This window comes from Terrabacter sp. P5_B1 (assembly GCF_056400505.1).
Window position 1 is genome coordinate 1 of the sequence record NZ_JBFULD010000090.1, and the last position, 13058, is coordinate 13058.

At 72.5% G+C, this 13058-nt stretch carries 11 protein-coding genes; 8 read left to right on the top strand and 3 right to left on the bottom strand.

The window, feature by feature from the left end:
• Positions 1 to 2968: efflux RND transporter permease subunit (locus tag AC1DP0_RS08775; protein ID WP_478083762.1), on the bottom strand; the 2968-nt coding region annotated here is incomplete at its 3' end.
• 192 nt (positions 2969 to 3160) lie between these two features.
• Between AC1DP0_RS08775 and AC1DP0_RS08780 the strand changes: the two genes are divergently transcribed.
• Both AC1DP0_RS08780 and AC1DP0_RS08785 read left to right on the top strand, forming a co-directional pair.
• A complete protein-coding gene (locus AC1DP0_RS08780) occupies positions 3161 to 4450 on the top strand; it encodes a sensor histidine kinase (RefSeq protein ID WP_478083764.1) in 1290 nt (429 codons plus the stop codon).
• The gene (locus AC1DP0_RS08785) at positions 4425 to 5144 is read left to right on the top strand and encodes a response regulator (RefSeq protein WP_478083766.1); all 720 of its coding nucleotides are present in this window, start codon (positions 4425 to 4427) and stop codon (positions 5142 to 5144) included. The genes AC1DP0_RS08780 and AC1DP0_RS08785 overlap by 26 nt, the downstream gene beginning before the upstream one ends.
• Before the next feature lie 7 nt (positions 5145 to 5151).
• Here the strand turns inward: AC1DP0_RS08785 and AC1DP0_RS08790 are convergent, their stop codons facing one another.
• On the bottom strand, positions 5152 to 5526 hold the full coding sequence (locus AC1DP0_RS08790) for a DUF3817 domain-containing protein (RefSeq protein WP_442277814.1): 375 nt from the start codon (positions 5524 to 5526) through the stop codon (positions 5152 to 5154).
• Positions 5523 to 6308 (bottom strand): SURF1 family protein, encoded by a 786-nt coding sequence (locus AC1DP0_RS08795; RefSeq protein WP_478083768.1) that lies wholly within the window; start codon positions 6306 to 6308, stop codon positions 5523 to 5525. The genes AC1DP0_RS08790 and AC1DP0_RS08795 overlap by 4 nt, the downstream gene beginning before the upstream one ends.
• Before the next feature lie 110 nt (positions 6309 to 6418).
• On the opposite strand from AC1DP0_RS08795, the gene AC1DP0_RS08800 reads away from it, so the two are divergent.
• The 6 genes from AC1DP0_RS08800 to AC1DP0_RS08825 all read left to right on the top strand — a co-directional run.
• Positions 6419 to 7060, top strand: a complete 642-nt coding sequence (locus AC1DP0_RS08800) for a hypothetical protein (protein WP_478083769.1) — start codon at positions 6419 to 6421, stop codon at positions 7058 to 7060.
• Positions 7061 to 7179: 119 nt separating this feature from the next.
• On the top strand, positions 7180 to 10074 hold the full coding sequence (locus tag AC1DP0_RS08805; RefSeq protein ID WP_478083771.1) for a Na+/H+ antiporter subunit A: 2895 nt from the start codon (positions 7180 to 7182) through the stop codon (positions 10072 to 10074).
• Positions 10071 to 10547, top strand: a complete 477-nt coding sequence (locus AC1DP0_RS08810; RefSeq protein WP_478083773.1) for a Na(+)/H(+) antiporter subunit C — start codon at positions 10071 to 10073, stop codon at positions 10545 to 10547. Before AC1DP0_RS08805 ends, AC1DP0_RS08810 begins: the two co-directional genes overlap by 4 nt.
• Positions 10548 to 10551: 4 nt before the next feature.
• Positions 10552 to 12177: a Na+/H+ antiporter subunit D gene (locus AC1DP0_RS08815; protein ID WP_478083775.1), complete on the top strand. Its 1626-nt coding sequence runs from the start codon at positions 10552 to 10554 to the stop codon at positions 12175 to 12177.
• The gene (locus AC1DP0_RS08820) at positions 12174 to 12803 is read left to right on the top strand and encodes a Na+/H+ antiporter subunit E (protein ID WP_478083777.1); all 630 of its coding nucleotides are present in this window, start codon (positions 12174 to 12176) and stop codon (positions 12801 to 12803) included. The genes AC1DP0_RS08815 and AC1DP0_RS08820 overlap by 4 nt, the downstream gene beginning before the upstream one ends.
• Positions 12800 to 13058: MrpF/PhaF family protein (locus AC1DP0_RS08825; RefSeq protein ID WP_478083779.1), on the top strand; the 259-nt coding region annotated here is incomplete at its 3' end. The genes AC1DP0_RS08820 and AC1DP0_RS08825, both read left to right, overlap by 4 nt.

Genomic DNA, 13058 nt, shown 5'->3' on the forward strand with positions numbered 1-13058 from the left:
CCGTGGCCATGGCGGCCACCGAGCCGGCCGGCGGCACCGAGCCGGCCGGCGGCACCGACCCGGCCGGCGGCACCGACCCGCCACCGGCTGCGGCCAGCACCGGGACCCGGGCACCAATGCCGCGAGCCGACACGAGACCGCCGACCAGGGTGAGGGCGATGGCCGCGAAGAGGCCCAGCAAGGGACCGGCCGTCCCGAGGCCGCCGACCGACGGTGCGACGAGCACCGCCCCGACACCGCCGAGCGGGGCGAGGAGCACCACCGCGACGGCGGCCCGCCAGCTCCCGGTGGCGGCCTGGACGAGGAGCAGGAGCCCGAGGAGGACGCCCAGGGACACGATGGCGACCCGCCTCGCGTCCGCCTCGCGGTCAGCGGCGTCGCTCAGGACCTGCAGGTGCGTCTCGCTCGGCATCGGTACGCGGTTGACGGCCGTGGTGACATCGGCGACGACGGTCGAGGCCCCGCCCCCGGTCAGGTCCGCGACGACGTCGACGCTGCGCAGCGCCTGGTCGTGGACGATCGACGCGGGCTCGGGTACGACCGTGACCTTTGCGACGTCGCCGAGGCGCACCTGCGACCCGCTCGGCGTGTCGATCCGCACGTCGCCGAGGCCGGAGAGGTTCGCCCGCGTCGTGGGAGTGCCGAGGACGACGACATCGAAGACCTTGGCCTGCTCGTAGAGGTTCCCCACGACGAGTCCGCTTGCCAGCGTTGTGGCCTCGCGACGCACGTCGCCCGGTCGCAGGCCGGCCTTGTCCGCGGCCGCGAGGTCGACCTCGACGTGGACGGTGGGCTGCCGCGGGGTGGCCAGGACGTGCGCGCCCTGCAGCCCCGACACGGTGGACATGGCCTTGGCGATCTTGGCGCCCGTCGCCTGCATGGCGGCGAGGTCCTGGCCGAAGACGCGCACCACGATGTCGTGGGCTCCGCCGGCCGTGGCCACGCCCACCCGGTCTGCCGTGTAGGTCATCAGGGCGGTGCTCACACCCGGGTAACGCTGCGCGACGCGGTCGATCGAGTCCCTCACCGACTGGTAGTTCGCCGATCCGTCCAGGGTCAGCCAGAGCTCGCCGTTGTTGACGTCCCCGAGCTGGTCGGAGGTCACGGCCCGACCGGCGTGCCCACCGACGGACGCGATCCCGGGCAGGGCCCGCAGCTCCGACGACATCCGCCCGGACACCCTGGTCATCTCGGTCAGGGAGGTCCCCACCGGCATCTCGACGTGCAGCAGGAGATCGAGGTCGCGCGCCGTCGGTACCAGCGCGCGGCTGCTGAGCGCCACGGCGGCCGCGGACGCTCCCACCCCGACCACGGCGAGCACGGCGACGAGCGACCACACGAGGCGCCGTCGCGTCGCGAACCGGGAGACAGCCCCTGAGAGCGCCCGGGCGACCGCCCGCACCGGCCTGGTCTCACGGCGCGCCGAGACGTGGTCCCGCGCGAACAGGAGCATGAGCGCTGGGGTCACGGTGAGCCCGACGACCAGGGCCGCCGCCAGGGCCAGGACGTAGGTGAGCACGAGCGGCCTGGTGAAGGCCGTGGCCAACGAACCGAGGGCGAGCAGCGGGATGAGGGCCAGCGCGCACGCCAGGAGGCCGACGAATGCCGTCCGCCGGGTCGCGCCCAGCGCCTCCGCCACGAGCTCCCGCGCCGATCCGCCCCCGACCGGAGCGCCTTCGGTCCCCTCGGCTCGCGAGCGGGCGCGGACGGACTCGACGTCGCTCGCCACCTCGTTGACGATGAGCACCACTGCGACGAGCAGGCCGGCGAGCGTCATGCTCGTCAGCGTCGTGCCGCGCAGGAAGAGGACGTAGAGGGTCGCGGTCACCGAGACGAGCACCGAAGCGGCGATGACGAGGGCAGCCCGGAGCGACCAGAAGAGGAGCAGCGCGCCGATCGTGAGGGCCACGAGGCCGGCGGCCCCGGCGATGCCGATCGTGTGGACGGCGCTGTCGAGGAAGCTCGCGGGGCGATAGACCGACGTGTCGACGTCGATCCCGCCCAGCCCCGGGCGCAGCCCTGCGAGCGCGTCCTCGACGGCCTTCGTCACCGTCAGGGTGTCCGCCTCCGGGAACTTCTGGATCACGAGGAAGAGCGCCGGCTCGGCCGTGACCGCGTCACCGATGAGCGGCTGGTGGTCCTCGATCACCTGGGCGACGTCGCCGAGCTTCATCGGGGTGTCGGTGCCCTCGACGGAGACCTGGCCCAGGTTCTGGGCCGTGGTGATCGGCAGCACGTGCTGGACGGCGAGGCGCTGGTTGGGTCCCTCGACGAAGCCTCCGGTGCCGGGCGTCGAGGCCTCGACGAAGGTCAGGGGCGAGACCCACAGCGCGTTGCCGGTGGTCTCGATGACCTGCGTCAGGCTGACTCCCTTGGCGTGCAGGCTCGCCGGGTCCACCTGCACCTGCAGCTGCCGGTCGCGCTGGCCGTAGATCGACACGTTGGCGACGCCGGGGATGCCCATCAGCCGGGGACGGATCTTCCACCGGGCGAGGACCGACATGTCGATGAGGGGCACGCTCTTCGAGTGCAGACCGATCATCGCGACCCGGCTCGCCGAGGCGAGCGGCTCGACCATGATCGGCGGGCTGCCGACGTTGGGCAGCGCGTGCGCCTGGGTCAGCCGCTCCTGGACCATCTGCCGGGCGGCGTAGAGGTCAGTCCCCGGTTCGAAGACGATGTCGATGGCCGACAGCCCCGCCTGCGAACGCGAGTGGATCCGGTCGAGCCACGGCACCCCGTTGAGCAGGTCCTGCTCGAGGGGGACCGTGACCAGCTGCTCCACCTCGGCCGCGGACAGACCGAGAGCCTCGGTCTGCACCTGCACCGACGGCGCCACGAACTCGGGGAGGAAGTCGAGCTTGGCCGAGCCCAGCGCGGACGCCCCGAGCACCAGGACACCGGCGGCGATGGCGAGCACCAGCCGGCCGAAGCGGGGGTTCGCGCCGATGAGTGCCCCCGGGCTCATGGCAGGCTCCCTGCCACAACCGCGTGGATCGGGCGCCTCGCGGGCGCATGGCGGGAGGGGCCGAAGAACAACATTCCGCCACCCTTCGCTGGGAGTCCGACGTACGGTGATGATCGAGGCTATTAAGGGGTGAGAGTCTTGGTCTTCCGCCGCCGGAACCCAATTCGCCTCATCCGCTCGTGGGAGCCAGGGGTGCTGCAGGGGGACGGAACCYCCCCCCGCGAGGGGACGGGCTTCCTCCCCGGCGACCGGGACAGTGACCAGTCACCGGGTCCGATCTCCGCTGCCGACGTGGCCCTCGTCGTCGTCGTGACCGTGGCCTCGCTCTTCGGCTTCGTCGAGCGGGCCAGACAGGTCGCCCTCGAGACCGACAACGTGCCGTTGCACTACATGGGTCTCGACGTCCTGGGCACCGGCCTGACCCTCGTCGGGTGCCTGGCCCTGTTGTGGCGTCGCTCGTCCCCCGGGTGGGTGCTCGCGGTCGCCACGCTCACGGCCGTCCTGGCCAACGCCACGGGATACCCGCCGGCGCCGTTGCCGTATGCCGTGGTCGTCGCCTCGTTCACCGTCGCCCAGCGGTGGCCACTCCCCGGCTCCGCCGCGGCGCTGGTCCCGGTGCTGCTGGGCATGGCGGCGAGCGCCTTCTTGCGGTTCGGCACCGAGGTGGACGACGARGTCCTGACCGAGGTCCTCGCCGTCCTCGCCGCCTGGGCACTGGGCCGGGGATACCGGCTCGGCCGAATGCGCACCCGGCTGCTCGAGGACCGGACGCGGCTGCTCGAGCAGCAGGCCCGGCACCTGACCCAGGAGCAGTCGACCGTGGCGGCGCTGGCCGCCGCCCACGAGCGCGCCAACCTCGCGCGGGAGCTGCACGACGTGGTGGCCAACGACGTCGGCATCATCGTCGCCCGGGCCGGTGCTGCCCGGCGCAGCGAGCAGCTCGGCAGCTGCGGCTCAGTCGAGGTGCTCGCGTCGATCGAGTCGCTCGGCCGCGAGGCCCTGACGGACATGAGACGGCTGGTCGGAGTGCTCCAGTCGATCGACGACGACGTGGCCCAGGCCACCCGACCCGGGCTGGACCAGCTCGAGGAGCTCGTCGGCAAGGTGGCCGGGACGGGCACCGACGTCCGGCTCGTGGTGACCGGTGACCGACGCAAGCTCTCTCCCGCCGTGGAGCTCAACGCCTACCGCATCGTGCAGGAGTCCCTCACCAACGCGATGAAGCACGCCAAGGGCTCGCCCGTGACGGCCCGGGTCGACTTCGGCCCGGAACAGCTCCACCTGCTCGTCCGCGACCTCGGTGGGGGCGGGGGCCCCGCCCTGACGCCGGGCAACGGTCTGGTGGGGATGCGCCAGCGGGTGGACCTCCTAGGCGGTGCCCTGCACGCCGGACCGGCGCCCGATGGCGGCTTCGTCGTCGACTGCGTCCTCCCGGCACCGGCCGAGGAGGTGGCGCGTGACCCTGCGGGTGCTGATCGCTGACGACCAGCCACTGATGCGCCGGGCGCTCGCAGACTGCCTGAGGGGCGAGCCCGACATGGAGGTCGTCGCCGAGGCGGCGAACGGCCAGCAGGCGGTCGACCTCGCCGTCCGCCTACGGCCCGACGTCGCCATCCTCGACATCCGCATGCCGGTGCTGGACGGGGTTGAGGCCACGCGCCGCATCGTCCAGGCAGCCCCGCCCCTGCCGACCCGGGTCGTCGTGGTCACCACCTTCGACCTGGACGAGTACATCGTCACCGCCCTGCGGGCCGGCGCGAGCGGCTTCCTGCTCAAGGACGCGACGCCGGAGGAGCTGGTCCGCGCCGTCCGCGTCGTCGCCTCCGGAGACGCGCTGCTCGCCCCGGCGGTCACGAAGCGGCTGCTGGAGCGCTACTCCCGCTACCTCCCGGTGACGCCGCTCGGTGGGGACTCACTCTCCGAGCTCACCCCGCGCGAGATCGCGGTCCTGCGCCTCGTGGCGACCGGGCACACCAACGCCGAGGTGGCCTCCGTGCTCCACGTCGCCCCGAGCAGCGTCAAGTCGCACATCGCGCACCTGCTCGCCAAGCTCCGGGCACCCGACCGGGTGCACCTCGTCATCCACGCCTACGAGACCGGACTGGTCCTGCCGAACCAGCCCTCGGGCACAGGGACGCCCGACCCGTCACCGGGGATCCCCGGCGCCGTCGTGTGAGGCGGTCTCAGCCCCGCTCGGGCTCGCCCGCCAGATAGGCCCGCGAGAGGAGCGCCTCCGTCTCGGCGGTGTTGCGTCGCTCGGCGATCCACGGGACGACGGGGACGAAGCCGGCCAGGAGGTTCTTGACGATGCGGACCGGGCCCCACGCCGCCTTGAGGCCCAGGTTGGCGACGGACGCGGCATACCCCATGTAGATGATCCCGTGCACCGGGCTCCAGTACTCCGTGAGCACGTTGGTCTGCTTGAAGACGTACTTCATGACCATCTCGAGCAGGAGGACGAAGAGCGCGATGCCGGCGATGATCGCGAGCACGCGGTAGATCGACAGGGCCGACCGGATCTGCTGCGGCTTGGCCAGGGTCTGGGGATACGTGCTCACGTCGTCGCGCCTTCTCTCGGTGCAGCGGCGGGCTCGTCCGCCGGCTGCTCTGCTCGGAACATCTTCCACCACATCCAGATCGCGAAGATCCCGAAGACCCACCACTGCACGGCGTAGGCCGCGTTGCGCAGGTTGAGGGGGGCGTCGAGACCGGGCGGTGGCACGCGGGTCAGGCCGCCGGCGGCCAACGGGGTCCCCGTCGTGCCGCCGGCGGGACCGGCGGGACCGGCGGACTCGGCCGAGGCCAGCACGACGACGTTGTAGAGGTCGCCCGGCCACTCGTTGACGAGGGAGGCGAGGTCGACCGAGCGCACCTGGGGCGCCGGCAGCGGAGCCCCGTCGCGGGGCGACTCCCCCGGGCCCAGCGTGCCGGTCACGGTGACGACGCCCTGCGGCGGAGCGGGGACGGTGGTCGGGGTGCCGTCGACGAATCCGCGCAGCACCGGAACGACGCCACCCTCCGTCTCGAGCGGCGTCACGACCCACGACCCGACCCGGCCGCCCAGCCGACGGTCGACGACGAGGAGCGTGCGCGCCGCGGCATACGTCCCCGTGACGGTGACGGCACGGTTGGAGAGCTCGGCCCCGAAGTCGCTGTGCGCCGCGGTGATCCGCTGGAGCGGGGCGCGCGGGAGGCTCGAGGCGGCGGCCACGGCGGCCTGGCGCCCGGAGTCGCGGGCCACGCCGAGCTGCCACAGGCCGAGCAGGACGCACGCGGCGACGACCACGACGAGGCCGGCGAGAGCGCCGACCCAGCGAGGGGTGAGCAGGCGCCGGAACACGCCTCAAGGGTAGGTCACCCCCATCCCGTCGACCTGACCCGCCCCAGTCGCCCGTGCGAGAATCCTTCGCCATGTCCCCGTTGCGCCCATCGCCCCGACGCCGATCAGGTATGTCGTGCCGCGCCGTCGTCGTCCTGGCCGCCGTCGCCGTGTCGTGCGTCCTCGCCTCGTGCGGGGTCACCGACATCCCCTCCCCGCGACGCACCGTCACGGTCACCGTCGACGCCCCGTCCTCGGGCTCGCCCGGCACGTCGGCGGCCACGCCGACCCCCGTGCCGACCGCCAGCGCCGCGTCCGTCACGATCCCGACGGCCCTGGCTGCCGGCGCGCAGCGTGGCGCCCCGAAGTCCTTCGACGAGGCCAAGGGCCGCATCGACGCAGCGAAACCTGCGGCGGGGGTCGCCGACCGGTTCCAGAGCCCCAGCGGCAACATCGTGTGCCGGCGCAGCACCGACTCCAGCGCTGYCGCGTGCGAGGTCGCCCAGGGACGGGTCCCCCCGCCCCTGCCCACGATCTGCCGGACGGGAGGACCGAAGGACATCGGCCGCATCGAGCTGGGGGCGAGCGGTGCAGTGCCCGTGTGCAACTCCGACACCATCCGCCTGGGCAGCGAGCCGAAGCTCGCCTACGGCGCGCGCACCGAGCCGTCGGGCACGACTGCCTGCCTCAGCGAGGAGTCCGGCGTCACCTGCATCGACACGGCGGGCCGACACGGTTTCTTCCTCGCGAGGGACACCTTCGTCACGTTCTGACGCGCCCGTTCCCGGCGGCCCGGCTCCCGCCGTGTCATCGGCGTGCTCAACTGCACCTAGAATCGGTGCCACGACCTGACTGGACCGAGCTCGACACACCCGACGACCGAGGGGCCGCCGTGGCGCAACTGTTGCTCCTGCACCTGCTTGCCGCCGCGCTCGCGCCGTGGCTGTCCAAGGTCCTGCGCACCAAGGCCTTCCCCGTCCTGGCGCTCGCGCCGGCGGTCTCCTTCGCCTGGCTCGTATCCGTCTCGGGCGATGTGCGCGCGGGCAACCTTCCGACACAACGGATCTCGTGGGTTCCGGGGCTCGGTCTCGACCTCGACTTCCGCGTCACGACGCTGTCGTGGGTGCTCGGGCTGCTCGTCACCGGGGTCGGGGCGCTCGTCCTGCTCTACTGCACGTGGTACTTCACCGACCGCGACCCGACGCTGTGGCGCTTCACGTCGGTCTTCACGGCGTTCGCCGGTGCGATGCTCGGACTCGTCCTGACCGACAACTTCCTCGTGCTCTACATCTTCTGGGAGCTGACGACGGTCTTCTCCTACCTGCTCATCGGCCACAACCCGGCGAGCTCGACGAACCGCCGCGCAGCGATGCAGGCGCTCATCGTCACGACCTTCGGCGGGCTCGCGATGCTCATCGGCATCATCGCCCTGGGCGTCCACCACACGTACTCGATCTCCGCGCTGCTCGCCGACCCGCCGCCGCTGGACGCCGGAACGGTGGCTGCGGTGGCCCTGCTCCTCGTCGGCGCCCTGTCGAAGTCCGCGCTCGTGCCGTTCCACTTCTGGCTGCCCGGCGCGATGGCCGCGCCGACCCCGGTCAGCGCCTACCTCCACGCCGCCGCGATGGTCAAGGCCGGCATCTACCTCGTCGCGCTGCTCGCCCCCGTGTTCGCGGGCGCCCCGGCCTGGCACGCGCTGACCGTCGGCCTCGGCCTCTTCACCATGCTCGTGGGCGGGTGGCGGGCCTTGCGGCAGCACGACATCAAGCTGCTCCTCGCCTACGGCACGGTGAGCCAGCTCGGCTTCATCGTCGCCATCGCCGGCCTCGGCACCAAGGCGTCGGCCCTGTCGGCGCTCGCCCTCGTCATCGCCCACGCGCTCTTCAAGTCGACCCTCTTCCTCACCGTCGGGGTCGTCGACAAGTGCACCGGCACGCGCGACCTGCGTCAGCTCTCCGGGGTCGGTCGGCGCCTCCTCCCCGTGTCGGTGCCGGCGACGCTCGCTGGCCTCTCGATGGCCGGCATCGTGCCGCTCGCGGGCTTCGTGTCCAAGGAGAGCGCGCTCGAGTCGCTGTGGGAGGACGTCCAGACCGCCGCGCCGCTGCCCGCGCCGTGGAGCTGGCTCGCGATCCTCGGCGTCGTGGCCGGGTCGGCGCTCACAGTCGCCTACACGGCGCGCTTCCTCTGGGGCGCCTTCGCGACGAAGCCGGGCGTGCCCCCGACGCCGGTCAGGGCCGCCCACCCCGGCTTCGTCCTGGCACCCGTGCTGCTCGGCGTGGCCAGCCTGCTGCTCGGCCTGCTCGCCCCCCTCGAGTCGCCGTGGCTGCTGCCGTATGCCGTGTCGTTCCCCGAGGGCGCCGAGCCGCAGCCGCTCGCGCTCTGGCACGGCGTCACCGTGCCGCTCCTGCTCTCGCTCGTGTCGGTCGGCGTGGGCCTCGCCCTGTTCGCTGGGCGCGACCTCGTCACTCGCCTCCAGTCGGGCGTGCCGCCGCTCGTCGACGGCGAGCGCGGGTTCGCGCGCACCCTCCGGTGGGTCGACCGCGGGGCCGTCGAGACGACCGCCGTCACCCAGCGCGGCTCGCTGCCCACCTACCTCGCCGGCATCCTCATCGTCTTCGTCGCCCTGCCCGGTGTGGCCGCGGTGACGCGCGGGACGCTCCCGGAGGTCCGGCTCTGGGACAACCCGGGTCAGGCCGTCATCGGCGTCGTCGTCGTCGCGGCCGCTGTCCTCGTGCTCGTCACGCGTCGTCGGCTCACCGCGGTCATGCTCGTCGGAGCCACCGGCTACGGCGTCTCCCTCCTCTTCATCCTCCACGGGGCACCCGACCTCGCGATCACCCAGATGCTCGTCGAGACGGTGTCGCTCGTCGTCTTCGTCCTCGCGCTGCGCCGCCTGCCGACGAAGTTCACCCGCCACCCGCACTCACCCTCGCGCACCTGGCGCATCGCGCTCGGGGTGGCCGTCGGCGCGTCCGTCGGCGCGATCGCGCTCGTCGCGTCGGGGGGCCGCAGCACGGAGCCCGTGTCGGCCGGATTCCCCACGGAGGCCTACGCATTCGGCCACGGGAAGAACATCGTCAACGTCACGCTCGTCGACATCCGCGCGTGGGACACCCTCGGCGAGGTGTCGGTGCTCGTGGCAGCCGCGACCGGCATCGCGAGCCTGATCTTCGTGCGCACCCGCAACACGCGGCTGTCCCGCGCGACGTCCAAGGCGCTGCCGTCGAGCGATCCCGGGCGCGGCACGTGGCTGCACGGCGGGCGGACGATGCGGACGGAGAAGCGCTCGGTGATCTTCGAGGTCGTGACCAGGCTCGTCTTCCACGTCATGCTCGCCGCCTCGCTCTTCCTCCTCTTCGCCGGGCACAACCAGCCCGGTGGCGGTTTCGCGGGCGGCCTCGTCGCCGGCCTCGCGCTCGTCGTGCGCTACCTCGCGGGCGGCCGCTACGAGCTCGACGAGGCAGCGCCCTTCGACGCCGGACTCCTCGTCGGCCTCGGACTCCTTGTCGCGGTCGGCTCGGCCGTCGCACCGCTCGCGTTCGGCGGCACGATCCTCGAGACGACGACCGTCGACTTCACCCTGCCGCCCTGGGGCGAGGTGCACGTCGTGACCTCGCTCTTCTTCGACATCGGCGTCTACCTCATCGTCGTGGGCATGATGCTCGACATCGTCCGCAGCCTCGGCACCGGCATCGACCGGCAGATCGCCGAGGAGGCCGCCGACGCCGAGGCGTCCGACACCTCGGGCGGCGCGTCCGACGGCGAGGAGGAGGTGGTGACCTCGTGACCGCGCTCGCCCCCGCCCTCATCGAGCCGACCCTCCAGCCGAACCTCACCCTCGTGCTCGTCACCGTCGGGCTCGTCGCTGCTGGCACCGCGCTCGCCCTCGACCGCAGCCTCGTGCGCGTCCTCCTCGGCATGGTCCTCATCGGCAACGGCATCGCCGTCCTCTACCTCGTCATCAGTGGACGGGCAGGACGCGCGCCGTTCGTCGGCGAGGACCCCGCCACGATCAGCGACCCGCTGCCGCAGGCCATGGTCCTGACGGCCATCGTCATCTCGCTCGCGACGATCGGCTTCCTGCTCGCCCTGTCCTACCGGCTCTGGCAGATCTCGGGCACCGACGACGTCCCCGACGACGCCGAGGACGCCCGGATCCAGCGCCTCGCCCTCGAGGACCAGACCTCGTCGACCTACGACCCCTCCGACGCCTCGACGACGACGTCCGACGAGCGCGCCGACGGGGACGGGAGGCCGTGACCCGATGAACCCGACCCACCTCACCGTGCCCGACCTCGTGCCACTGCCCGTGCTCCTGCCGCTGCTCGGGGCCGCGCTCGCGCTCGCCTTCCGCCGGTCGCCGCGCCTGCAGCGCAGCGTCAGCATCGCCGTGCTCGCCGCGGTCGTCGTCGTGGCCGGCATCCTCGTCTGGCAGACCGACGCGAACGGCCCGCAGGTGCTGTGGCTCGGCGCGTGGCAGGAGCCGCTGGGCATCTCGCTCGTCGCCGACCGCCTCAGCGCCCTCATGCTGCTCGTCTCGGCCATCGTCACCCTCCTCGTGCTCGTCTTCGCCATCGGCCAGGGCCAGTCCGACAGCGAGGACGAGACGGAGAGCGAGACGCCGCTGACGATCTTCCACCCGACCTACCTCGTGCTCGCGGCGGGCGTCTCCAACGCGTTCCTGGCGGGCGACCTCTTCAACCTCTTCGTCGGCTTCGAGATCCTGCTCTTCAGCTCCTACGTCCTCATCACGCTCGGCGGGGCCGCCGCGCGCATCCACGCCAGCACGACCTACGTCGTCGTCAGCCTCCTCAGCTCCGCGCTCTTCCTCGTCGGCATCGCCGCGGTGTATGCCGCGACGGGCACGGTCAACCTCGCCCAGCTCGCGATCCGTGTCGGCGACCTCGCCCCCGGCGTCGCGCTCGTGCTCCAGCTCTCGCTGCTCACGGCATTCGCCATCAAAGCGGCCATCTTCCCGATGTCGGCGTGGCTGCCCGACAGCTACCCGACGGCCCCGGCCCCGGTCACCGCGGTCTTCGCGGGGCTGCTGACGAAGGTCGGCGTCTACGCGATCATCCGCACCCAGACCCTGCTCTTCCCCGACTCACCGCTGCAGGGCCTGCTCATGTGGGCGGCGCTGCTGACCATGGTGATCGGCATCCTGGGGGCGGTGTCGCAGTCGGGGCTCAAGAGGATCCTGTCGTTCACCCTCGTCAGCCACATCGGCTACATGATCTTCGGCATCGCCCTCGCGACGCCGGAGGGCACGGCCGGCGCCATCTTCTACGTCGCGCACCACATCACCATCCAGACCGCGCTCTTCCTCATCACCGGCCTCGTCGAGCGCCTGGCTGGCACGACGTCGCTCGACCGCCTCGGTGGGCTGGCCGTCGCCTCCCCCGTGCTCGCGATCCTCTTCTTCGTCTCGGCCATGAACCTCTCGGGCATCCCGCCGCTGTCGGGATTCCTCGCCAAGATCGGCCTGCTCCAAGCGGGCGTCGCGCTCGGCACACCACTCGCGTGGCTGCTCGTCGTCGGCGGCATCGCCACGAGCCTCTTGACGCTCTACGCCCTGACCAAGGTGTGGAGCCAGGCGTTCTGGCGCACGCTGGCCGACGCCCCGCGCTCCACCGGGGCGGCCGCGAGCCCGCCGCACGGCGCCCGTGACGTCGCACGGGACACGGAGCCCGCGGGCACCCTCCTCGTCGACACGACCCCCCGGCCCCTCCCGCGCACCATGCTCGGGGCCACGGCCGCCATGACCGCGGTCGGGCTGCTCATCACCGTCGTCGCCGGCCCGCTCTTCGCCTACACCCAGCGCGCCGCCGCCGACCTCACGAGCCGCGTCCCCTACATCACGAGCGTCCTGCCCGTGGAGGTCCGACGATGACCGACACCCGGATGTCCACCGCCGCCCGCGGACCCGAGACCCCGCGCCGGCGACGCCGGGTGCTCCAGCCGCGGGCCGTCGCGACCGTCGCCCTCGCCTGGGTGCTGCTGTGGGACCGCCTCTCGTGGGGCAACGTCGTCAACGGCGTCCTCGTCGGGCTCCTCGTGACCTTTGCGTTCCCGCTGCCCTCGATCGAGTTCACCGGGCGGCTGCGTCCGCACCGGGTGCTGCTCCTCGTCGGGCACTTCCTCGTCGACCTCGTCGGCGCCTCGTGGCAGGTCATGCGCCTGTCGTTCGGCCGGCGCCGCCCCCGCAACGCCGTCATCGAGGTCCAGCTGCGCTCCCGCTCCGACTTCTACCTGACGATCACGGCCGAGCTCGTCGCCCTCGTGCCGGGTTCCGTCGTCGTCGAGGCGCGACGCTCGACGTCGGTGCTCTACCTGCACCTGCTCGACGTCGAGCGCGAGGGCCGGATCGAGGCCCAGCGCACCCACGTCCTCGCGATCGAGCGACGCGTCGTGCGCGCCTTCGGCTCGCGCGAGGAGATCGCCGCCCTCGAGAACCACCGCGACGACGCCAACGGCCGCGGTGACGCCGACGAGCCCACCGGGGAGGCCCGCCCATGACCGTCGTCCTCGGCATCTCGCTCGCCATGCTCGGCGTCGCCGCCGCGCTCGTCCTCGTCCGGCTCTACACCGGGCCGAGCAACCTCGACCGCATCGTCGCCGCCGAGATCCTCCTCGTCATCGTCATCGCCGGCGTCGCGCTCGAGTCGGCGCGGCAGCGGACGACGACCTACCTCCCACTGCTGATGATCCTCGGGCTCGTCGGCTTCGTCGGTGGCGTCGCGGTCACCCGGTTCCTGTCCCGCGACTCCGACG

What these genes read in the sequence shown, in the direction of transcription:
- AC1DP0_RS08820 (WP_478083777.1), top strand. Translation starts at nt 12,174, where the DNA reads ATGACCGACACCCGGATGTCCACCGCCGCCCGCGGACCCGAGACCCCG.
- AC1DP0_RS08815 (WP_478083775.1), top strand. Translation starts at nt 10,552, where the DNA reads ATGAACCCGACCCACCTCACCGTGCCCGACCTCGTGCCACTGCCCGTG.